Source organism: Sphingobacterium zeae (genome assembly GCF_030818895.1).
GTDB classification, from domain to species: Bacteria; Bacteroidota; Bacteroidia; order Sphingobacteriales; family Sphingobacteriaceae; genus Sphingobacterium; species Sphingobacterium zeae.
In genome coordinates this window covers 1,066,334-1,086,978 of record NZ_JAUTBA010000001.1, presented here as the reverse complement: position 1 = coordinate 1,086,978, position 20,645 = coordinate 1,066,334, and the positions used below count along the sequence as shown (strand labels likewise).

Sequence of the window (20,645 nt, the reverse complement as noted above, 5' to 3'; positions counted from 1 at the left end):
CTTCTAAGACCTCTAGGTTAGGTATCGATTCTCACATAAGCACTCCTTTCTATTTGTTTTCGACAATTAATTCTTTTCCATGAAGCTCGAATTTCAAATCGCAGACGTAAGTCAACATTTCCAAAACTTCAGATAACGTAACATCGCGTTTAAAATTACCGTTATACACTTTATCGAGTGCAACATCTTTCTTAAATCGAACTTGGACATCGTACCATTTAGACAGCGTAGAAGCAATCTCAACAATCGTTTCTTTCTTAAAATAAAACTGATTATTATGCCATGAAAGATCGTGATCCAGATCTGCTTTCCCTTTACTGAGAAGTTCACCTTTCAGATTTGCATACTCTCCAGGTTCAAGAACAATAACATTGCCTAAATGGCTGACTTGAACTCTTCCGGAGGATAATGTCGTACGAACATTACTACTATAGGCGTTAATATTGAAATGTGTACCTAATACCTTTACCTCGCTTCCTCTAGACTCCACTACAAAAGGACGATCAGCTTCATGAGCGACTTCGAAATAAGCCTCGCCCTCTAGCATAACGCGACGCTCATTTTCTTTAAATTTTACAGGAAATTTAAGCTGAGAGTTAGCATTTACCCAAACCTGAGTTCCATCTTCTAAATTTAATTTATAAAAATTGCCTTTAGGAACAACCAATGTATTAAATTGTATTTCAGCCACTGCTTGAGCGTGATTGATTTGGTCAATGTTAGCTTTATTCGTTAAGGCTACTATTTTCGGATCAACTGCTTTGTTAGACTTCTCCAATGGCATAATTGATCCATCAGCCAAAACAAGCAAAGCTCCGGACTTTGCCGGTTGTATATCGCCCTTCACTGGACTGATAATTGCAACTTTCTCCGAAACTTTACCCTTCTGATGAAAAATATAAAAGAGTGACATACCCATCAATACGACAAGACTAGCTGCCACACGGAGAATAGGATTATAATGTTTCTTAATTCTCTGAGTACTCTCCTGAATATTACGCCAAGCACCATCTTCGTCCAGATTATCTAAAAAGATAAGATCCTCCTCAATATTTTTTGCATCCCGAAAGCTTTCAAGCAATTCATCGTTATTTTTGTCAGATTTCCGCCACTGTTCAATAGCATCCCGATCTGCTATGGTTTCTTGACCACGAAGCAATTTATTAATGAGTTTGGTTATGTAATTGGTATTAGCTTTCATATCTATAGGTTATAAACCCTATAGATTCGTCGAGGGTGACAAGAAATTAAAATTATTTTAATAAAAAAATAATAAAGGGTAAAAACTCGGGGTGCAGCTTATCCATCAAAATTTTCATGCCCCTTTGTTTTTGCGTTTTAACCGTATTTACGCTGATTTGAAGTTTTTCTGTGATCTCAAGATTCGACAGCCCATCTAAATAACCCATCTTAAAAATCTGTTGACAAGAAAAAGGCATTTGAGCAATAATCCGGTAAATTTCATTAATCACTTCGGTATGAATAATGGAACGCTCAACCGAATGCCCATCTTCCTCGTTGAACTCAACCCGAGCCCAATACTTTTCCTTTACTTTTTCATGCCGTAAATGCTTTAAACAAGAAAATCGAACAGCCGTATACAAATAGTTTCGTACAAATGCTTCGGATTGTTCAATTCGTTGTTGATCTTTGAAGAATGTGACAAATGCTTCTTGTACCAAATCCTCCGCAGTCGTAGATTCCCGCACAATTTTCCAAGCAAAATGGCACAAACCCCTATAATACGTTCTAAATAATTTCTCTTCTGGGCCCATAATTCTAACGGGTATAACAAAATTGATTAGCAAACAGTCCTCGTAGGCAGATTAACTATTTTAAAGATAGAGTTTTTATTTTTTTTTAACAAGATTTGACATTTTTATTGCATAAAATGTTAATATCAGCCCATAATAATCTTGTTTTTCAATAAAATCATATTTTCACATCCATAATTTAGTGATATTTGGACTCAAAAATTTCGATCATATTTAAAAAAAAACACTATTCTCCGTATTTATAAATAGAAAAAATGGTCTATAAACGCCAAAATGTCGTTTTTTTTTACTATATTGTAAACTTTCAAAAAACCTTCATCGCCCTATCAGCGTTGACTAAGATGAAATGTTGAAGGTGCTAATTGACAAGTAAAACAAACACTTCAATAAAAATTAAAAAAAGACTAAATGCTATTTACTGTTCTGTCAGGATTAATAACATCGAGCCTTATTGTTCCATTTGGTCGTTTCCTAAAAACCAAATGGGGTTTTATTCTCGCATTCTTACCGGTACTTCTATTTCTATATTTTGCTCAATATATTGTACCTATTGGTCGAGGCTCCTATTTTGTACAGTCGACCTCATGGGTGCCCTCTCTAGGCATCAATCTGGATTTTAAACTGGATGGGCTATCCCTCCTTTTCTCCCTATTGATTACCGGTATCGGAGCTTGTATCTTTTTCTACGCCAATGCCTATCTCAAAGGTCATCGGTATATCGATCGATTCTTTGGCTACCTCTGCTTATTTATGTCAGCGATGCTGGGGCTTGTCCTATCGGACAATATGTTATTATTGTTTATCTTTTGGGAACTGACTTCAATCAGCTCATTTTTTCTCATTGGGTTTAACAATGATAACAACGAGTCACGCAAAAGCGCGTTGACCGCTCTGTCCATCACGGGGCTAGGTGGCTTCTTTCTACTGGCAGGTTTCATTTTACTGGGTAATATCGCAGGTACTTATCATATTACAGCATTGCTCGACAAAGTATCACTCATTCAACAACACCCACTCTTCCCCTTGGTATTTGGCTTGGTGGCACTTGGAGCAATTACAAAATCTGCACAGTTCCCTTTCCATTTTTGGTTACCCGGTGCCATGAAAGCGCCAACGCCAGTGTCGGCCTACCTTCATTCTGCAACCATGGTCAAAGCAGGTATTTATCTTTTGGCCCGCTTTTCACCGATTCTTGGAGGAAACCCCATTTGGATGTACTCGCTGATGGCCATTGGTGGCTTTACGATGCTTTACACCGCCTTTCATTCGCTGTTCAGAACAGACCTAAAAGGGGTTTTGGCCTATTCAACGATTTCCGCACTAGGCATTTTGGTTTTTTTATTGGGTCTTGGTACAAAGGAGGCCATTATTGCAGCATGTGTCTTTATACTTGTCCATGCCTTATATAAAGCCGCTTTATTCCTTATTACGGGAATTATAGACCATGAAACCAGCACAAGGGATCTAACGGTTTTACGGGGACTGCGTAAGGTTTTGATGCCTGTCGCTATCGCAGGTTTTCTTGCGGCACTTTCCAGTGCTGGTATTCCGCTTACTTTTGGATTTATCGGAAAGGATCTGATCTATGAGGCAACACTACACGCAGCACCGGATTTATTTCTCTATTTGACAGCAGCTGCGGTCGCAACAAATATATTATTGGTCTCCGCTGGATTTATGGCCGGTATCAAACCTTTTATGGGGAAGTTGCCCGAACAATTCAGTAAAATCCATCTGCCTTACAAAGCCATGTGGATCCCCCCATTAGTTTTAGCCGTTCTTGGTGTTATTTTTGGCTGTATTCCCGGACTTATTGGTGAATGGATTGCAGGCCCAACCGCGGTAAGTATACTTGCCAAAACGGAAGTTTTTCAGCTAAAAATCTGGCATGGCTTTAATTTAATCTTGCTCCTAAGCGCGATTACAATTGCTGCCGGTACGCTCCTCTATTTCGTAAACAAACCAAGTCAAAACAAATTGACTTGGATCGCGAAATTCAATAAAATTTCTCCAGAATATATGATCAACCTGTGTGCACAGGAAATTGCGCTGTTCTCCGCTTTCTTTACAAACAAAATGCACAACGGCTACTTGCGGTCATATTTATTAAAAATCATCCTATTTGCGGAAGTATTGATCGCCTACCAGCTATATCTCGGGGGGCCACTCCACATCAAATGGGAAACGCTATCGCCCGTAAGCTTCTATGAAGTAACTACGGTCTGTATTTTGATCGGCGCTATTGTATTGACGATACGAACCACATCCCGATTGACAGCAGTCGTAGCCACTAGTGTCGTAGGTTATGCCATATGTCTTATTTTCGTATTTTACAGTGCTCCAGACTTAGCGATGACGCAATTTACCATAGACACCCTCACGGTAGTACTCTTCGTCTTGGTACTGTTTAAACTCCCCTCCTTCTTGAATCTGGCAAACAGACGCACCGTCATTCGTGACGCCATAGTCGCTGTCATTTTTGGCGTTTTGCTATCCATGGTAGCACTCCGCGTATTGCATGAACCAACAACGACTAATATCAGTGATTTCTACGGCGACTATGCTTATGTGCTTGCTAAGGGTAAAAATGTCGTCAATGTACTGCTTGTAGATTTCAGAGGCTTTGACACCATGTTTGAGATTGTCGTCTTAAGTATTGCTGCATTGGGAGTATACAGCTTATTAAAATTGCGTTTAAAACCTTCGGATAAAGAATAATAATGTTTAACAGCTATGGGTCCGTAAAAGCATAGCAGGATGCATAGCTAAATAGTAACAAATGAACAGTACAATATTACAGACCGCTACGCGATATCTATTACCGATACTCTTACTTTTCTCGGTATTCCTGCTATTAAGAGGGCACTATTACCCTGGGGGAGGGTTCGTGGGAGGCTTGGTCGCTTCGATTGCCTTTGTTTTGCATAGTTTTGCCTTTGGTCCACAAAACACCATGAAATTAATTCAATATAAACCCTTATCACTCATTCCCATTGGACTCGGAGTTTCGGCGATAAGCATGTTCCTGCCCGTTTTCTTTGGCTATCCCGTTATGACGGGACTGTGGCTTGAGGAAAAAATTCCAGTCATCGGCATGATCGGAACAGCTTTGTTTTTTGACCTTGGTGTATATTTTGTTGTTATTGGCGTCGTGCTTACAATTTTATTTACAATTGCGTTAACTACTGAAGAAGAAGAATAATGGAACTGATTCTTGTCTTATTAATAGGCATTTTATATGCCGCTGGGATATACCTTATCCTCCGTCGAAGTATGGTGAAACTGTTGTTGGGTATTATGTTACTGGGCAATGGCACCAATATACTGATCTTCTTATTGGGCAATATTATTAAAGGAAAACCGCCTATTATTGCACCCGATCTGAAAGTATTCAACGATATTTATGCAGATCCAATTCCGCAAGCTCTTATTTTAACAGCCATCGTGATTAGCTTTGGCTTAACCTCCTTTGCCATCGTTCTACTAAAGCGTGTATATGCATTGCTGGGTACAGACGATTTGGATGATTTGAACACCCCTGAGGAAGAAGATATATGATAGACAACCACATTATTGCCACGATCATCGTGCACTTATTTATTGCTATTGTCCAACTGATGTTTTGGCGCAAATCTACTGCGCAACGTTTTCTGAGCGTTGGTGGAAGTTTGCTCGTCCTTATTCTTGCTTTTAAATTATTCTTTAAGGTCTACGAAGGTGGTATTTTAACCATGAATGCCGCCAATTGGAAAGCTCCCTTTGGAATTGTCTTTGTTGCAGATCTATTCAGTAGCACCCTTGTCCTTCTCACATCAATTGCCGGCCTCGCTGTCTCCATCTTTTCCTGTGTCGGCGTGGGCCGCCAGCGTATTCTCTACGGATATTTCCCGATCTTCCACTTTTTAATGATGGGACTGAATGGAGCCTTTCTTACTGGAGATATCTTCAACTTGTATGTATGGTTTGAAGTCATTATCATTTCTTCTTTCGTACTCATGACATTAGGGGGGAGAAAATCCCAACTGGAAGGTGCTGTAAAATACATGGCCATGAATATCCTGGCCTCCACATTTTTCTTAACAGGGATAGGTATACTTTATGGTATTTCAGGATCATTGAATATGGCCGACTTAGCTTTGCGTATCCCAAAGATACAGAACCAAGCGTTAGTAGAAATCACAGCAACATTTTTTCTGATCGGTTTTGGTATTAAATCTGCCATATTTCCACTTTACTTTTGGCTACCATCATCTTATCATACCCCGCCCTCCGCAGTAGCGGCGACTTTCGGCGGCTTATTGACAAAAGTAGGTATATACGCATTATTCAGGGTATTTTCTTTACTATTTATTCCCAATCATTTTACAAAAGAATTACTGATTGCACTAGCCATATTGACAATTTTGACCGGTGCCTTTGGTGCATTGATAAAAACCAATATCCGAAGGTTGTTTTCCTATTTAATTGTTTGCCATATCGGGTTTATGATTGGCGGGCTGGGATTATATAGTAAGTGGGCGCTACTAGGGGCAATATTCTATCTCATCCACGATATTATGGTTAAAACCAATTTATTCCTAATTGCAGGTGTTGTACGTCAACTCCGCGGTACCATGGATATGAATAAATTGGGTGGACTGTATGCCCAATACCCCAAAATTTCTTTACTTTTTGCCCTTGTTCTTTTTTCGCTTGTCGGCATACCGCCCCTATCGGGTTTCTGGCCTAAAATCTATTTATTCCGGGACGCGTTCCAGCTCGAAAAGTATGCCTTTGCAGGAGCCCTGATCATCGGTAGTTTTATCACCTTATTTGTCATTGCTAAAATGTGGGCACAGGTATTCTGGAAAGATACACCTGATCCAGAAATAGTAGAAGATAAATTTGCAGATATGATTGGGTATAAAAAAACAATGCTCATACTCCCGGTCGTTATTTTGGCATCTGCGTCGCTGTATATCGGGCTCAACGCCGAGGCTATCATTCACGTGGCGGATCAGATTGCTACACAATTATTGGACACATCACCTTACATAAACGCTGTACTAGGAGGGCAGAAATAATATGATAAAGCAGTTTTTAATGAACCTCATGTTATCCTTTATCTGGGTTGCACTGACGGGATCAATGTATTACTCGAACTTTCTATTCGGTTTTATGCTCGGATTTGGTATACTCTGGTTGATGAACAGAAATGAAGCCGATCAGCGCTACTTCTATCGGGTACCTAAAACATTGAGTTTTATTCTTTTTTTCCTTTGGGAAATGATCGTTGCTAATATTCAGGTTGCGTATGATGTCATCACGCCAAAATTTTTCATCAAACCGGCTATTGTGAAATATCCTATGGATGCAAAAACAGATTTAGAAATCAACCTGCTTTCAACTTTTATTTCGTTAACACCGGGTACACTTATTCTCGATGTAAGTGAAGATAAAAAAACGATCTTTATCCATGTGATGTACATGAAGAACAGGGAACAGTTTGTCTCTACGCTTAAAAATAATGTTGAACGAAGACTTTTAGAACTCTTAAGATGACTTTAAACAGCTATTTTGACTATGTAATCCTTCCAATCTTGACTGTTTCAGTGATATTGGCTTTTATTCGCCTGTATAAAGGACCTCAAATATTTGATCGTGTCATTGCCTTAGATCTCATCATTACCATTGGAATTGGCATTATTACCGTTTATAGTATACGAACTTCGCAGGAAGTATTTTTAGATATTGCCATGATATTAGCGCTAATCGCATTTCTCGGCACAATTGCATTTTCATTTTATTTAGAAAAACAAAGCAAAGATGAATGATATTACTTTAGCTATACTCAGCACGATAGGGGCGCTGGCCATATTGTTTGCTTCTATTGGCATCTTGCGGATGCCGGATTTTTATTTACGTCTTTCCGTAACCGTCAAGGCGGCAACATTGGGTGTTGGGCTATTGCTCATCTGTGCTGCGGTGACTTTCCCGGATGTATCTGTAACAACAAAGGCCATAGCTATTGGTTTCTTCCTGATCCTAACGGCGCCAGTTGCAGCACACATGATTGGCCGAGCGGCATATATACAACGGGTAAAAACATGGAAGGGAACCACCTTAAATGATCTCGAAAAAGAGGGTAAATTAGATTGCAGAAAAGAAGATTTTTAAGAAAAGTGCACTTAGCCTTTCTTAAAAATCTTCTTAGCTTGATTAAAATAGAATACAAACAGGAGCTGGCACAGCAATTTCTTTACCGGTATCCGTTAACAAACCAGTTTTTGTATCCCGGCTAAACAAAACAATGTTGTTCGTATATTGATTGGCTACCAAAAGATATTTACCATCGGGAGAAAGAATAAAGTTACGCGGTCCCTTACCTTTAACCGCCATATTGGCTATTTTCTTTAATTCTCCATCTTTCTCTACGGAAAAAGTAGCTATCGTATTGGCATCGCCCCGATTGGTTGCATACAAAAATTTGCCATCAGCAGACATCTTGATATCTGCCCCACCATTACTTCCTTTAAAACCTTCCGGATTGATATCAAATGTACTTTGATACATCCACGCATTGCCATCTTTCTTATAAAATGCAATTTGACCTGTCATTTCCAATATAACATACAAGAATTTCTCTTTCTTATCAAATGCAATATGTCGCGGACCTCCGCCCGCAGGTGTAAAGATATCTTCCGATTCCTCAGCAAGGCTATAGACATTTCCCGCTTTATTCACCGGATAAATAGAAATCTCATCCAAACCAAGATCTTGGATATACAACTTATCCCCCTTTTTAGAGAAAAAAGTAGAATGTACATGTGGTTTTTCTTGCCGAACGGGATCCACTCCCTTACCTTCATGTTGTATGAGTCGCGCTCTTTTACTTAATACTCCGTTACTTTCTAGATCAAAAAGAGCCGCAGATCCGCCTGTATAGTTTGCTACGGCCAGCAGGCTTCCATTAGGATGTACCTCGACGAAACAAGGCGCCCCACCCCCCGAAGGAAGCGAATTTAAAAAAGTTAAATGACCGTCTTTAAAAGAATAGGCTGAAACTGTCCCTTCTTGATTCGGAATCTCATTAACGGCATAGATAAAGTTGTTACTCCTTGCCAGGAATGAAGGGTCTTTACTCTCCTGTGTACTCAATAATGTTGCGTCACCGGTTTTAACATCAAAATTATAGATATAAATCCCCTTGCTCTCGGTTTTACTGGTGTACGTACCCACAAACATAGGAATTTGTTGGGCGAAACTCGCTAGCGGTAAAATTGCCATCAAATAAATAAATGCTTTTTTCATTGAAATTACTTTATACGTGTTGATACATATCTTTCAAATCAGAACCTAAAAAACAGGTTTGTTTGTAAAATATTTACGATCGCGCTGAAATTTATCTATTCACTCTTCGGCGCGAAGATCTAAAAACTCCTACTGTCTTGTCACCACAAAGATCGTCAATAGACTTGTTAAATTTGGTTAAAACAGTGCTTTCTAATAGGCAAATGCGTATTTTAGCGCATCAATTTTAACAATTCAAAAATTATCCATTTCAAATAGTTGGATGCAAAAATATTGTTAAATAAAAGTACGAATAATTCATATAATCTGATAATTTTGTGCTGTTGTTCAAAAAAGTATATATTGAATATAATTAGCATACATGTCTGCAAAGGCCTGAGCCTTTAATAATGAATAAATCATGAACAAGTGACCGAGTGAAAAGAGCCCATTTAAACAAATGGTGAACACTCATAAATATCATAAATAATTTATACGAATGAAAAAAAACATTTATATATTGTTTTTATTGCTTTTAGCTTCAATTCAGGCTAGTCTAGCGCAACGTCAGGTGATTGACCGTGTTGTCGCAACAGTTGGATCGGGCATTATCTTACAGTCCGATGTGGATATGCAATATTCGCAATGGTTAGCGCAAGGAAACAAACCTAATGAAAACTTTAAATGCGGTGTACTTGAGCAATTAATCATTCAGAAACTGCTTTCCCAGCAGGCCGTAATTGACTCTATTGATGTAACAGAAACTGAAGTCGACGACAACCTTAACTCCCGTTTACGCCACATGTCGCAACAGGCTGGAGGTCAAGAACGTCTTGAGAAATTTCTCAACCGCTCGTTATTACAATACAAGGAAGAAATGCGTGCAAGTGTTTTTGAACAATTGAAAGCCAACAAGATGCAACAAAACATTGTTCAAAAAGTTGACGTAACACCATTGGAAGTAAAACGTTATTTTGAAGGCCTGAATCAAGATAGCCTTCCTTATTTCAATACTGAAGTCGAAATTGGTGAAATTGTCATGATGCCGAAGTTGACAGATGAGGAAAAAAAAGAACAACGAGACAAAATTGAAGGTATCCGAAAACAGATTGTAGAGGGATCTGACTTTGGTACAATGGCTCGTATATATTCCCAAGACCCGGGATCAGCGCCCTACGGTGGAGATTTGGGTTTCGGTACGCGCGACAACTACGTCAAGGAATATTCTGCCATGGCATTTAAATTAAAACCTGGAGAAATATCGCCCATTGTAGAATCTAAATATGGTTTCCATATTATTCAGGTACTCGAAAGACGTGGCGAAGAGGTTCACACACGCCATATCCTAATGAAGATTAATCCTGGTGCCGCAGCGTTAGAACGGACCAAAAATAAACTGGACAGTATCTATAAATTAGTTGTTGACAAAAAAATGGATTTCTATCATGCTGCCACAAATTATTCGGATGCAGAGGAAAGTAAATTCAATGGTGGTATGATCCTTAATCAAGAAGGATCGAGCCGCACTACAGTAATTCCTATGGATGGCTTAGAAAAATCAGTATTTACAGCAATCGATCAGCTAAAACCGGGAGAATACTCCAAACCTGCGCAATTTACAGACAAAATGGGCGATATTGGCTATCGCTTCAACTATTTAAAAACACGTATCCCTCCACACAAAGCTAATTTGGACGAGGATTTTACCAAAATTAAAGAGGCGGCCAGACAAGATAAAATCAATCGCAATCTGAGCAAATGGTTTGACGATAAATCCAAAACAACATTTATTGATATCAGTGACGAATTTGGTTCATGTGATGAATTGAAAAAATGGAGAAAATAATAAGCTTAAAACACTTATCACCTAAAAAGGGCTTGAATATTTGATATTCAAGCCCTTTTTAGTTTGCAGTCTCCGTGTTATTATTTCTCAAACATCATCTCAATCAGGATATTCCAATTGGCCTTCTTGACATCATCTTTCGCCAATTCGCTGAGTTGCCAGATGCGAATATAATTATACTTCACCACCTTATCCTTTTGTCGCACCGTTGCAGTTCCCTTGGTATAGGCAAAATCGCCACTATATGAACGTTTTACTTCTTCGGGGACTGTCTCTATCGTCATGCGTTGTTTTTTGAGATAGGCCATCATTTTAGCCTTTCCTTCCATCGGATTGGTCCAAGGGAACAAAAACCGGACATCCTCACTTAAAAACTCCTTATATGCGGTTGGATTGTCGGCTTTCAAAACGGTTGACATCAATTTGTCTGTCTCCAGGACAATATCTTCACGCTGGTTTAAGCGTACTTTAGAACGATGTTTCAGATACCAAGAATCGGTAGGTTCGATATATTCCAAATCAAATTCACCATCGTTCCCATTGTTTTCCACTTCGGCGCGAATATCGACCAGCCACTTGCCCTTCTTATTCCGCTTCCATACAGTGAGATATTCTCCGTGTCGCAATCGCGCACCTACCTTCTGAAAATCCATAGACCCCGAAGTCACGCCAAACTCCTGACTCTTCGCAATCAGTGCAAACGTAGGTTGCCAATGTAAGACATCCGGAATATTTGGTCTATTATTCAGATAATTATAAGCATTTACTGCCGACGGAACATAAAACGTAGACTCTTTATCAATAATCGAAAGAAATGCCTGGTGCGGTGTAGATGCTTTAGCCAATGCTGCTGCATCCTTATCTGCCTGCAGGAGGCTGCCAACTTTCTCGGGTATCTGTGCATGTAGTGTTGTACCAACAACACTCATCAATGTAACAACAGATAGCCTATTCCAAAAATTCATACGCAAAATGATTTCCTCTTTAATAATTCGATTTCTTCTATATCAAATCTTATTCCAAAGTGTTCCTTCTTTACTATCTTTCAATTGAATTCCAATAGTATTAAGCTCATCACGAATACGATCTGAGGTAACGAAGTCTTTATTTGCTTTTGCTTCATTACGTAGCTTAATAACCAGATTCATAACATCGTCAATATCATCAGATACGGATGTCTGATCGTTTATAAGCCCCAAGATATCCTCGACAAACTCTTTCATGAATAGTTTCAGGTTTTCCAATCCTTCAGCCGACACTTTCGCTTTACCATCATAAATTGAGTTGATGATACGTACAATTTCAAATAGCTCGGCGATGAGTACTGGACTATTAAAGTCGTCATCCATAGCGGCGTAACACTTGCGGCGGATTTCAGCTAAATTGAATGAATCAGCACCTTTCGACACCTTCAATTTATCTAACAAGCTTATGGCAGTCATTAGGCGTTTATAGCCCTTGTCGGCCGCATCCAGTGCCTCATTGGAAAAATCCAAGGTACTTCTATAATGAGCCTGTAGCATAAAAAAGCGTACAGCCATTGGTGAATAACCTCTATTCAATAAGGGATGATTTCCAGTAAACAACTCACCTGGCAAGAAACCATTTCCAGCAGATTTAGACATACGGGCGCCGTTTACAGTCAGCATATTAGTATGCATCCAGTACTTTGCAGGACTCGTATGGTTACAGGCTTCAGACTGTGCAATTTCATTGGTATGATGTGTAGCAGCCAAATCCATTCCACCACCATGAATATCAAACTGATCGCCCAGGTACTTTCTGCTCATAGCTGAACATTCGATATGCCAGCCCGGAAAGCCAACGCTCCAAGGAGCGGGCCAACGCATGATCGTTTCGGGTTTTGCTTTGATCCACAAGGCAAAATCCAAACGGCCCTTTTTCTCGTCCTGACCACTCAATTCGCGGGTATTGTTAAGCATATCCTCTAATTTACGATTGGTCAATATCGTATAATCATACGTTTCAACGTACTTCTCAACATCAAAATATACGGTACCATTCCGCTCGTAAGCATAGCCATTTTCCACAATCTGCTCGATCATTTGGATCTGCTCGCAAATATGCCCTGTCGCCGTAGGCTCAATACTTGGCGGCAAGGTATTAAATAGGCGCAATACGTCGTGAAAACCTATTGTATACTTTTGTACAATTTCCATAGGCTCCAACTGTTCCAATTTTGCCTTTTTTGCAAACTTGTCGTCTCCCTCATCACGATCGCCCTCCAAATGTCCTGCATCCGTAATATTGCGCACATAACGCACTTTATAACCAAGATGACGCAAGTATCTAAAAATCAAATCAAAAGAAACGAACGTTCGACAATTACCCAAATGTACATCACTGTATACAGTAGGGCCACAGACGTACATACCAACGAGATTGGCATGAATGGGTTCAAATTTTTCTTTTGTTCGCGAAAGGGTATTGTATAAAACGAGATTATGGTCCATGTTTAATCGCTGCTTGAAAGCTATTTTTGTCTAAAATATATTTGAATTGGCACACCAGTAAAATCAAAATTATCACGTAATTTATTCTCTACAAAGCGTTTATATGGATCTTTGATGTATTGTGGCAAATTACAGAAGAACGCAAACATGGGTGTTCTTCCTGGCAATTGTGTAACATATTTAATTTTGATGTATTTGCCTTTTAAGGATGGTGGTGGATAGTTTTCAATAATATCCAGCATCACTTCATTCAGCTTGGACGTTGGGATTTTCTTGGTTTTGTTAGCATATACCTTATCAGCCACCTCTAACACCTTAAGAACACGTTGTTTTTCGGTTACGGAAGTGAAGATAATAGGCACATCAGTAAACGGCGCTATTTTTTCTTTGATGCGGTCTTCGAACGCCTTCATGGTCTTATTATCTTTTTCGATCAAATCCCATTTGTTGACAACGACCACGATACCTTTGCGGTTTTTCTCTGCCAAGTTGAAAATATTAACGTCCTGCGCCTCTAACCCATCTTGCGCATCAAGCATTAAAATCGTCACATCAGAATCTTCCAACGCTTTAATGGTACGCATGACCGAATAAAACTCGATATCTTCATTTACTTTGGATTTGCGACGAAGACCTGCTGTATCAATCAATAAAAAGTTGTGGCCATATTGATTGTAATGGATACGGATTGAATCACGTGTTGTCCCTGCCATTGGCGTTACAATATTGCGATCTTTGCCGATCAAGGCATTTGTCAAAGAGGATTTACCCACATTCGGGCGGCCCACGATGGTATATTTTGGTAAGGATTCTTCTTCTTCCTCTTCCACTTCAAAATGAGAGACGACAGCATCCAACAGTTCTCCTGTACCCGATCCTGTAGCCGACGAAATATTGAAGACCTCACCTAAACCAAAAGCATAAAACTCTGCTGATTCATGGTGCAATTTTGCGTGATCGACTTTATTCGCTACCACATAAACAGGTTTGGAGCTTCTTCTCAGAATATCAGCGATTTCGTCATCCAAGTCGGTAATGCCCGTAGTGACATCCACCATAAAGATCACGACCGATGCTTCTTCAATAGCGATATAGACCTGATCACGGATTGCCTCTTCAAAGACATCATCCGAACCATGTACAAAACCACCTGTATCAATTACTGTAAATTTCTTTCCGATCCACTCGGCTGTTTCATAATGACGGTCGCGCGTCACCCCGCTAAAGTCATCAACAATCGCTTTTCTACTTTCTGTAAGACGATTGAATAAGGTAGATTTACCAACGTTTGGACGACCAACAATTGCAACAATATTTGCCATATTTATTTTATTTGATCCACCCACTATCGCAGCAGATGGCACTTTTATGCTAAAAATATACTTAAGGGAACAAAGATACGGATTCGAAAGGGATTATCGAGACACAAAAACAAAAATGGCTTTACCGTGAAGTAAAGCCATTTATGCGGTTTAAATTATCAATATTCGCCTAGTTAGACGTTGGATTCTGAGTCAATTTGCCCGGATATGAATTGATCGCATCCTGAGGAATAAAATAAGTTACTCTAAAATCTGTCGGTAGAATATCTTCAAATTGTTTTTGTGGCCCCGGATATGTACGGTTTAACGGGTCTCCATTACGGAATACATCGTAGCTGCGTTCAGCCTGATAGGCCAATTCCAACTGACGCTCTTTGTCAATCAGCTTGCTTGCACTGGCCGCATCAATTGAAGTATATCCGCCATTGACAATAGAACGATTTCTGATGGTATTTAAGTCATTTAGCGCTGCACCATAATTACCTAATTTTGCATTAGCCTCTGCGCGGTTTAGATAAATTTCACCCAAGCGGCTGATGACAGGGGAGTGCAGTTGAGACTCCTCGCCTTCACGTGAGCATTTCACAATATAAAACTGTGGATAAGCACGGTTTAAGGAAATATAGTAATCAATCATACCTGTATATGTTTTACCATCTGCATAGGCAATTTTATAGGTTTGTTGCGCAGCATTGACAGCAGTTAATGTATAGACATTATCACCATCTTTACAAGTCACGGTATTCCCGTTTATAGTAGCAGGAGCCTGCACATAGCTTAGTGTAACCGGATCGCCTGCTTTTTTGGGTACATCCTGTTTAATAAACCGAAAAACAGTTGTGTATTTTCCCGCATCATCTTTTGAATAAGTAGGTTCAATAAATGCTGCACGTGCGTCGACAATCGTATAATGATCAGGTCTCCAGTCATTGCGACCAGTTTCATTCAATAAATCAATGTACTTGGCACTGGAATACATCTCACCCCAGCCCATACCACCAATATTCGAATACATACCACCGATACCATAATAATGATCATCGCCCGAGAACTCAGACGCAACACGTTTCACCGCAAAGATGGTCTCCTTGTTATCTTCAGGTCTAAAGGTATTGTATTTCATAAATTGCTCACGGCCCAACAGGACATATTTACCTGAGTTAATCACTTTATCTGCATACTCAACAGAAAGACGCGCATATTCCGCATTTGGATTCTTATACGTACCACTCATATACAGATATATACGGGAAAGCATCGCTTGCGCTGCACCCTTAGACGCATATGCTGCCCCTTTATCAAGTGTCATTAAAGCTTCTGCTTTCTTCAGATCACTGATTGCTTGCGCGTAAGTATCTTTTACAGACGCACGGTCCGGTAAGTTCAAATCATTGAATACATCTTCAGGTGTACCGTTGACAATTGGAACACCCAAGTTTGTCTCGGGACTTTGGTAGTAAGGCTTCCCGAATGCGCGACAAAGGTAAAAATACATCATTCCACGGATGTAATAACATTCACCTATTTTATTGTCCATTTCTGGACTCTGACCTTCAGCAAACATCTTAATGACGTTCGAAGATTGCGCGATAGCTTTATAACCGCTATCCCAGAAGTTCTGCAAACGGTAATTATTAGGTGTTCTCGCATAGGAGATAAATTCGTAAAACGCGTCTGTCGATGACCCGCGGATCATCATATTATCACCAGCGTATTCACCAAGACGGTGCATTGGGTCGGACCAAGCTTTTAACTGTGCATAAGTACCTGTTACCATGGCATCAGGATTACTCACAATATTCTCTTCGTCCATCGAAGTATAAGGAAGACGATCGATATCGCAGGAGGATACTGCCGATGCGATCAAAAGTCCGATTAATATCTTTTTCATTATTGATTTTCTAAACGTTAAAATTAAAATGTCACACTTGCGCCGAACATGTATTTACGAACCATTGGATATACAGAAACGCCTGTAGATCTGATCATTTGACCACCCCCGCCTTTACCATCTGGTTCAGTCAATGGAAGCTCCGGATCAACACCCGAGTAGTTTGTAATCGTAAACAAATTCTCTCCAGCTAAGAATACACGTAAATTTTTGATGTTATACTTTTTCAGATCGAAGTTGTAACCCAAAGTCAAGGATCTCATTTTTAAGAAATTGTTACTTTCCAAGAAGCGTGTTGACGGTGAATTACCTTTATCTTGGTTATCGTATCTTGCAATCGGGTGAGTGGCAACATCGCCAGGTTTTTCCCAACGGCTCCAACCATCCTGTAACTTCATCTGGTTACGATCCGTATAGGTTCCATCCGAATCAAATTCCTGACGCGAGTAATTATATAATTTACCGCCCAAGGAGAAACCGAACACGGCATTTAGATCAAACTGCTTATAACTTAAAGCCGTACTGAAACCGCCGAAAAGATCCGGATTTCCTTTTCCTACATTACGGAAGGTTGCATTGGAATAGTTCGACGTCGTTGTCCTTGTTTCATTGCCATTGGCATCTGTCTCGTATCGATACCACATTGGCAAACCATTATCTACGTTAACACCAGCCCACTCTTTTAAGTAATAGGTATCTACCGGAAAACCAGGTTGAAGCAGACGTTGCGCTGATCCAGCGATACCCGATCCGTCACCGGCGATAATTGGTTTTGAAACTAGATTACCATTGGCATCTTTTGTCGCAAATAGCTCGGTCAATTTATTCATATTATGACTCAAATTAACATCCAAGCTCCAATGTACATTGTCATTTCGAACGATGTCGCCACCAATGGTCAATTCAATCCCCCGGTTTTGCATCTTACCAATATTTTTCCAGATAGAAGTGACACCGGTCAGACCGCTGATTGGCACTTGATAAAGTACATTATCAGTCTTCTTGTCATAATAATCAACATTGAATCGCAATCTATTCTTAAACAAGGATGCATCAACCCCAAAACCAGTTGTGTAGGTTTTTTCCCAAGTCAGATCTTTATTACCGATTTGGCTAATTAATGCCCCTGGTATACCATTGTAACTTGATGATGCAGACACCGAGTAAAGACTATATTGCGGATATAATGAACTTGGTCTATTACCCACCGATCCATAAGCCGCCCGCAGTTTCAAATTATCTACCCAATCAGCCTTGAACCACTCTTCCTTATTGATATTCCAGCCACCACTAACGGAAAAGAAGTTTCCATATTTTGCATTGGTACCAAAATTGGATGCTCCATCTCGACGGAACGACACCTGTGCCAGATATTTATTATCGTATGCATAGTTTGCATTCGACAAGAATGACTGTACTGCCCATTCGGAAATTCCGCCTTTCGTACGTTCTGGCTTTGCAACAACATCCAATACCTCGAAACCATTGACAATACCCGTTCCGTAAGCATCTAAAGTTTTTGTCCAGTAGTCGTTAAATTCGTATGCAGCCAATCCATTCAGACTATGTTTATCCCAGGTCTTGTTGAAACGCAAGATTTGGTTGGTATAACGACGCGCAAACTCCATGCGGTAATCCGTCACACGCCCAATTACACTTTCACCGCTGTTTGATCGCGGATCTTGATAACCACTGTCAGAATACGTATTGTAGCGATAATTGTTGACAGAAGAGAAGGTCAACCAATCCGTTAATTTGACATCGAAATCTAAGTTACCCATAAATTCATAATTGGTATTGGCACTATGATTCCATTGCAAGTCATACAAGTAATTCGTGCTTGCATTATTGACCCAGCCACTATAACGGTGTGGCACTAAATTTCCATTTGCATCGTATGGACTATCCCAAGGTAGGTTTCCATACATGGCATTGACATCATATTGACGATCATCTACCGCACGTCTCGAACCGGCAATAGATGGCTTGATGGTCAACCAGTCAAAAGGCTTATAGTTGGTACGTAATCTAAAGTTATAACGATCGTAATCATACCCTTTTACAGCACCGGCTTCGTTGTAGTACCCTAAAGACAAATAAGACTGTAGTTTATCATTTCCTCCCTGAATGGATAAATTGTGGTTTTGGACAAATCCGGTCTTCGTTGCCAGCTTCCACCACTCAAAATTGCTATTGCGCAAGTCCGAATTCCAACGTGGGAATTTGATATCAGCGGGATTCGAAAATGAAGCAAAGTAGTCATAAAGTTCAGCCCCGTCCATCATTTCCATGTGTCCATTGGAAAGTTGGTTGATACCCATTTTTGTAGAAAAGCTAATGCTTGTTTTGGAAGCCGAAGGATTTTTTGTTGTAACGACAACAACACCATTTGCACCTTGAGAACCATAAATAGATGTTGAGGCAGCATCTTTTAGTATAGTCAATGATTCAATGTCATCTGGATTGATATCACCTGGGCTTGAGCCAACGATAACACCGTCAATAACCCACAACGGACTCGTCGTACCGCTTAGGGTTGCCTGACCACGAATCACAACACCGCCATTTGACCCTGGTTTACCAGCTCCTGGGGCAACATATACCCCGGCAGCTTTACCATTCAGCATGTTTTCAACCGATGGCGTAGTGACATCACGTAATTTGTTTCCTTTAACCGCCTGAAGAGCGCCAGTCAAACTTTCTTTTTTCTGTTGTGTTCCATAACCAACAATGACAACTTCTTGGAGTGCTTCACTATTGGACTCCATATTGATGTTAACAACCGGTCCTGTCACTATCACTTCTTGTGCTTTATACCCCACACTCGTAATGACCAGTACATCACCATTTTTAGCATCTATTGTAAAACGTCCATCTGCTCCTGCCGATGTCGATTTACCGCTCCCCTTAACGCTAATGGTTGCTCCAGCCAATGGGCCGTCCGTCGACTGCACTTTTCCATTCACTTTTTGTTGATAAACAGCGCCATGCAACAATACATTTTGGCCCGCAACTGGAAGATCATTAGCATTTGCCAAGTTGTGCGAACTTGATAGGAGTAAAGCTATTGATAACAGACTCAACTTGTGATTTTCAAGAATCTTTGAAATCATAATATTTTATAGTTAGTTTAAAAATTGATTAGCTTACTAATCAAAATTTAGGTACATGAATGCTAAAACTAAAGTAAGATGGTAGGATATCAAAATTTACAAACAACGAAATCGATTGCGCCAATTGGACAAACGATTGCATAAACACGCATTATACAACCTATCACACGTGCACGAAGAAGAAGCATAAAGCTGTATCAAAAATTGATCTTTAAATAAATGTGGACAACCAAACAATGGGAAATTAGATGAAAGGAAAGTGCGCCTATCCTGGATGATATACCATGGCTAAAATAGATTAGTAGCGCATAAAAAAAGCCAAGATATTCATCTCAGCTTTTTCGTTTAGTAGCGGGGACCAGACTCGAACTAGTGACCTTCGGGTTATGAGCCCGACGAGCTACCAACTGCTCCACCCCGCAATGTATTTTAAGTTTCTTTAAAAGAACCGATCATTGCAACCGGCTCTTCCTTTTAGTAGCGGGGACCAGACTCGAACTAGTGACCTTCGGGTTATGAGCCCGACGAGCTACCAACTGCTCCACCCCGCAATGTATTTTGAATTTCTTAAAAAAGAACCGGCCATTGCAACCGGCTCTTCCTTTTAGTAGCGGGGACCAGACTCGAACTAGTGACCTTCGGGTTATGAGCCCGACGAGCTACCAACTGCTCCACCCCGCAATGTATTTTGAATTTCTTAAAAAGAACCGGCCATTGCAACCGGCTCTTCCTTTAGTAGCGGGGACCAGACTCGAACTAGTGACCTTCGGGTTATGAGCCCGACGAGCTACCAACTGCTCCACCCCGCAATGTATTTTGAATTTCTTAAAAAGAACCGGCCATTGCAACCGGCTCTTCCTTTTAGTAGCGGGGACCAGACTCGAACTAGTGACCTTCGGGTTATGAGCCCGACGAGCTACCAACTGCTCCACCCCGCAATATATTTTTGAACAAA

Annotated in this window: 16 protein-coding genes and 5 tRNA genes; 8 read left to right on the top strand and 13 right to left on the bottom strand. The window is 40.2% G+C overall.

Going from position 1 to position 20,645, the window contains the following annotated elements:
• Positions 1-49: 49 nt before the first annotated feature.
• Both QE382_RS04390 and QE382_RS04385 read right to left on the bottom strand, forming a co-directional pair.
• On the bottom strand, positions 50-1,201 hold the full coding sequence (locus QE382_RS04390; RefSeq protein ID WP_307184841.1) for a FecR family protein: 1,152 nt from the start codon (positions 1,199-1,201) through the stop codon (positions 50-52).
• A gap of 52 nt (positions 1,202-1,253) precedes the next feature.
• Positions 1,254-1,775, bottom strand: coding sequence for an RNA polymerase sigma-70 factor (locus tag QE382_RS04385; RefSeq protein ID WP_307184840.1), 522 nt, complete (start codon positions 1,773-1,775; stop codon positions 1,254-1,256).
• 408 nt (positions 1,776-2,183) lie between these two features.
• On the opposite strand from QE382_RS04385, the gene QE382_RS04380 reads away from it, so the two are divergent.
• The 7 genes from QE382_RS04380 to mnhG all read left to right on the top strand — a co-directional run bounded on the left by QE382_RS04380 (position 2,184) and on the right by mnhG (position 7,931).
• Positions 2,184-4,493, top strand: coding sequence for a putative monovalent cation/H+ antiporter subunit A (locus QE382_RS04380; protein WP_307184839.1), 2,310 nt, complete (start codon positions 2,184-2,186; stop codon positions 4,491-4,493).
• A gap of 61 nt (positions 4,494-4,554) precedes the next feature.
• A complete protein-coding gene (locus QE382_RS04375) occupies positions 4,555-4,977 on the top strand; it encodes a Na+/H+ antiporter subunit B (RefSeq protein WP_209580377.1) in 423 nt (140 codons plus the stop codon).
• Positions 4,977-5,333, top strand: a complete 357-nt coding sequence (locus QE382_RS04370; protein ID WP_293882736.1) for a Na+/H+ antiporter subunit C — start codon at positions 4,977-4,979, stop codon at positions 5,331-5,333. The genes QE382_RS04375 and QE382_RS04370 overlap by 1 nt, the downstream gene beginning before the upstream one ends.
• Entirely contained in the window at positions 5,330-6,838 is a 1,509-nt protein-coding gene (locus QE382_RS04365) for a proton-conducting transporter transmembrane domain-containing protein (protein ID WP_307184838.1), read from the top strand. Before QE382_RS04370 ends, QE382_RS04365 begins: the two co-directional genes overlap by 4 nt.
• A gap of 1 nt (position 6,839) precedes the next feature.
• Entirely contained in the window at positions 6,840-7,316 is a 477-nt protein-coding gene (locus tag QE382_RS04360; RefSeq protein ID WP_209580364.1) for a Na+/H+ antiporter subunit E, read from the top strand.
• Positions 7,313-7,588 (top strand): monovalent cation/H+ antiporter complex subunit F, encoded by a 276-nt coding sequence (locus QE382_RS04355; protein WP_293956882.1) that lies wholly within the window; start codon positions 7,313-7,315, stop codon positions 7,586-7,588. The genes QE382_RS04360 and QE382_RS04355 overlap by 4 nt, the downstream gene beginning before the upstream one ends.
• On the top strand, positions 7,581-7,931 hold the full coding sequence (mnhG, locus tag QE382_RS04350) for a monovalent cation/H(+) antiporter subunit G (protein WP_209580360.1): 351 nt from the start codon (positions 7,581-7,583) through the stop codon (positions 7,929-7,931). Before QE382_RS04355 ends, mnhG begins: the two co-directional genes overlap by 8 nt.
• Positions 7,932-7,973: 42 nt before the next feature.
• Here the strand turns inward: mnhG and QE382_RS04345 are convergent, their stop codons facing one another.
• Entirely contained in the window at positions 7,974-9,065 is a 1,092-nt protein-coding gene (locus QE382_RS04345; RefSeq protein WP_307184837.1) for a lactonase family protein, read from the bottom strand.
• A 478-nt stretch (positions 9,066-9,543) separates the two neighbouring features.
• Between QE382_RS04345 and QE382_RS04340 the strand changes: the two genes are divergently transcribed.
• Complete coding sequence (locus tag QE382_RS04340; protein WP_307184836.1) at positions 9,544-10,890, top strand: peptidylprolyl isomerase; 1,347 nt, start codon at positions 9,544-9,546, stop codon at positions 10,888-10,890.
• A gap of 80 nt (positions 10,891-10,970) precedes the next feature.
• Here QE382_RS04340 and QE382_RS04335 read toward each other — a convergent pair whose 3' ends face one another.
• The 10 genes from QE382_RS04335 to QE382_RS04290 all read right to left on the bottom strand — a co-directional run bounded on the left by QE382_RS04335 (position 10,971) and on the right by QE382_RS04290 (position 20,628).
• Positions 10,971-11,855, bottom strand: coding sequence for a DUF4440 domain-containing protein (locus QE382_RS04335; protein ID WP_307184835.1), 885 nt, complete (start codon positions 11,853-11,855; stop codon positions 10,971-10,973).
• Positions 11,856-11,897: 42 nt separating this feature from the next.
• Positions 11,898-13,364: a cysteine--tRNA ligase gene (cysS, locus tag QE382_RS04330; RefSeq protein WP_307184834.1), complete on the bottom strand. Its 1,467-nt coding sequence runs from the start codon at positions 13,362-13,364 to the stop codon at positions 11,898-11,900.
• A gap of 20 nt (positions 13,365-13,384) precedes the next feature.
• Positions 13,385-14,686 (bottom strand): ribosome biogenesis GTPase Der, encoded by a 1,302-nt coding sequence (der, locus tag QE382_RS04325; protein ID WP_307184833.1) that lies wholly within the window; start codon positions 14,684-14,686, stop codon positions 13,385-13,387.
• A 169-nt stretch (positions 14,687-14,855) separates the two neighbouring features.
• Complete coding sequence (locus tag QE382_RS04320) at positions 14,856-16,577, bottom strand: RagB/SusD family nutrient uptake outer membrane protein (protein ID WP_294346002.1); 1,722 nt, start codon at positions 16,575-16,577, stop codon at positions 14,856-14,858.
• 23 nt (positions 16,578-16,600) lie between these two features.
• Positions 16,601-19,690 (bottom strand): SusC/RagA family TonB-linked outer membrane protein, encoded by a 3,090-nt coding sequence (locus QE382_RS04315; protein ID WP_307184832.1) that lies wholly within the window; start codon positions 19,688-19,690, stop codon positions 16,601-16,603.
• 349 nt (positions 19,691-20,039) lie between these two features.
• Positions 20,040-20,112: transfer RNA gene (locus QE382_RS04310), tRNA-Met, on the bottom strand.
• Positions 20,113-20,168: 56 nt separating this feature from the next.
• Positions 20,169-20,241, bottom strand: a tRNA-Met gene (locus tag QE382_RS04305).
• A 57-nt stretch (positions 20,242-20,298) separates the two neighbouring features.
• Positions 20,299-20,371: transfer RNA gene (locus QE382_RS04300), tRNA-Met, on the bottom strand.
• A gap of 55 nt (positions 20,372-20,426) precedes the next feature.
• Positions 20,427-20,499, bottom strand: a tRNA-Met gene (locus tag QE382_RS04295).
• Positions 20,500-20,555: 56 nt separating this feature from the next.
• Positions 20,556-20,628 (bottom strand) — tRNA-Met (locus QE382_RS04290).
• Positions 20,629-20,645 lie beyond the last annotated feature (17 nt).

Bases quoted from the DNA above. Each gene is read 5' to 3' on its own strand.
- QE382_RS04390 (WP_307184841.1), bottom strand. From the start codon at position 1,201: ATGAAAGCTAATACCAATTACATAACCAAACTCATTAATAAATTGCTT.
- QE382_RS04385 (WP_307184840.1), bottom strand. From the start codon at position 1,775: ATGGGCCCAGAAGAGAAATTATTTAGAACGTATTATAGGGGTTTGTGC.
- QE382_RS04380 (WP_307184839.1), top strand. From the start codon at position 2,184: ATGCTATTTACTGTTCTGTCAGGATTAATAACATCGAGCCTTATTGTT.
- QE382_RS04375 (WP_209580377.1), top strand. From the start codon at position 4,555: ATGAACAGTACAATATTACAGACCGCTACGCGATATCTATTACCGATA.
- QE382_RS04370 (WP_293882736.1), top strand. From the start codon at position 4,977: ATGGAACTGATTCTTGTCTTATTAATAGGCATTTTATATGCCGCTGGG.
- QE382_RS04365 (WP_307184838.1), top strand. From the start codon at position 5,330: ATGATAGACAACCACATTATTGCCACGATCATCGTGCACTTATTTATT.
- QE382_RS04360 (WP_209580364.1), top strand. From the start codon at position 6,840: ATGATAAAGCAGTTTTTAATGAACCTCATGTTATCCTTTATCTGGGTT.
- QE382_RS04355 (WP_293956882.1), top strand. From the start codon at position 7,313: ATGACTTTAAACAGCTATTTTGACTATGTAATCCTTCCAATCTTGACT.
- mnhG (WP_209580360.1), top strand. From the start codon at position 7,581: ATGAATGATATTACTTTAGCTATACTCAGCACGATAGGGGCGCTGGCC.
- QE382_RS04345 (WP_307184837.1), bottom strand. From the start codon at position 9,065: ATGAAAAAAGCATTTATTTATTTGATGGCAATTTTACCGCTAGCGAGT.
- QE382_RS04340 (WP_307184836.1), top strand. From the start codon at position 9,544: ATGAAAAAAAACATTTATATATTGTTTTTATTGCTTTTAGCTTCAATT.
- QE382_RS04335 (WP_307184835.1), bottom strand. From the start codon at position 11,855: ATGAATTTTTGGAATAGGCTATCTGTTGTTACATTGATGAGTGTTGTT.
- cysS (WP_307184834.1), bottom strand. From the start codon at position 13,364: ATGGACCATAATCTCGTTTTATACAATACCCTTTCGCGAACAAAAGAA.
- der (WP_307184833.1), bottom strand. From the start codon at position 14,686: ATGGCAAATATTGTTGCAATTGTTGGTCGTCCAAACGTTGGTAAATCT.
- QE382_RS04320 (WP_294346002.1), bottom strand. From the start codon at position 16,577: ATGAAAAAGATATTAATCGGACTTTTGATCGCATCGGCAGTATCCTCC.
- QE382_RS04315 (WP_307184832.1), bottom strand. From the start codon at position 19,690: ATGATTTCAAAGATTCTTGAAAATCACAAGTTGAGTCTGTTATCAATA.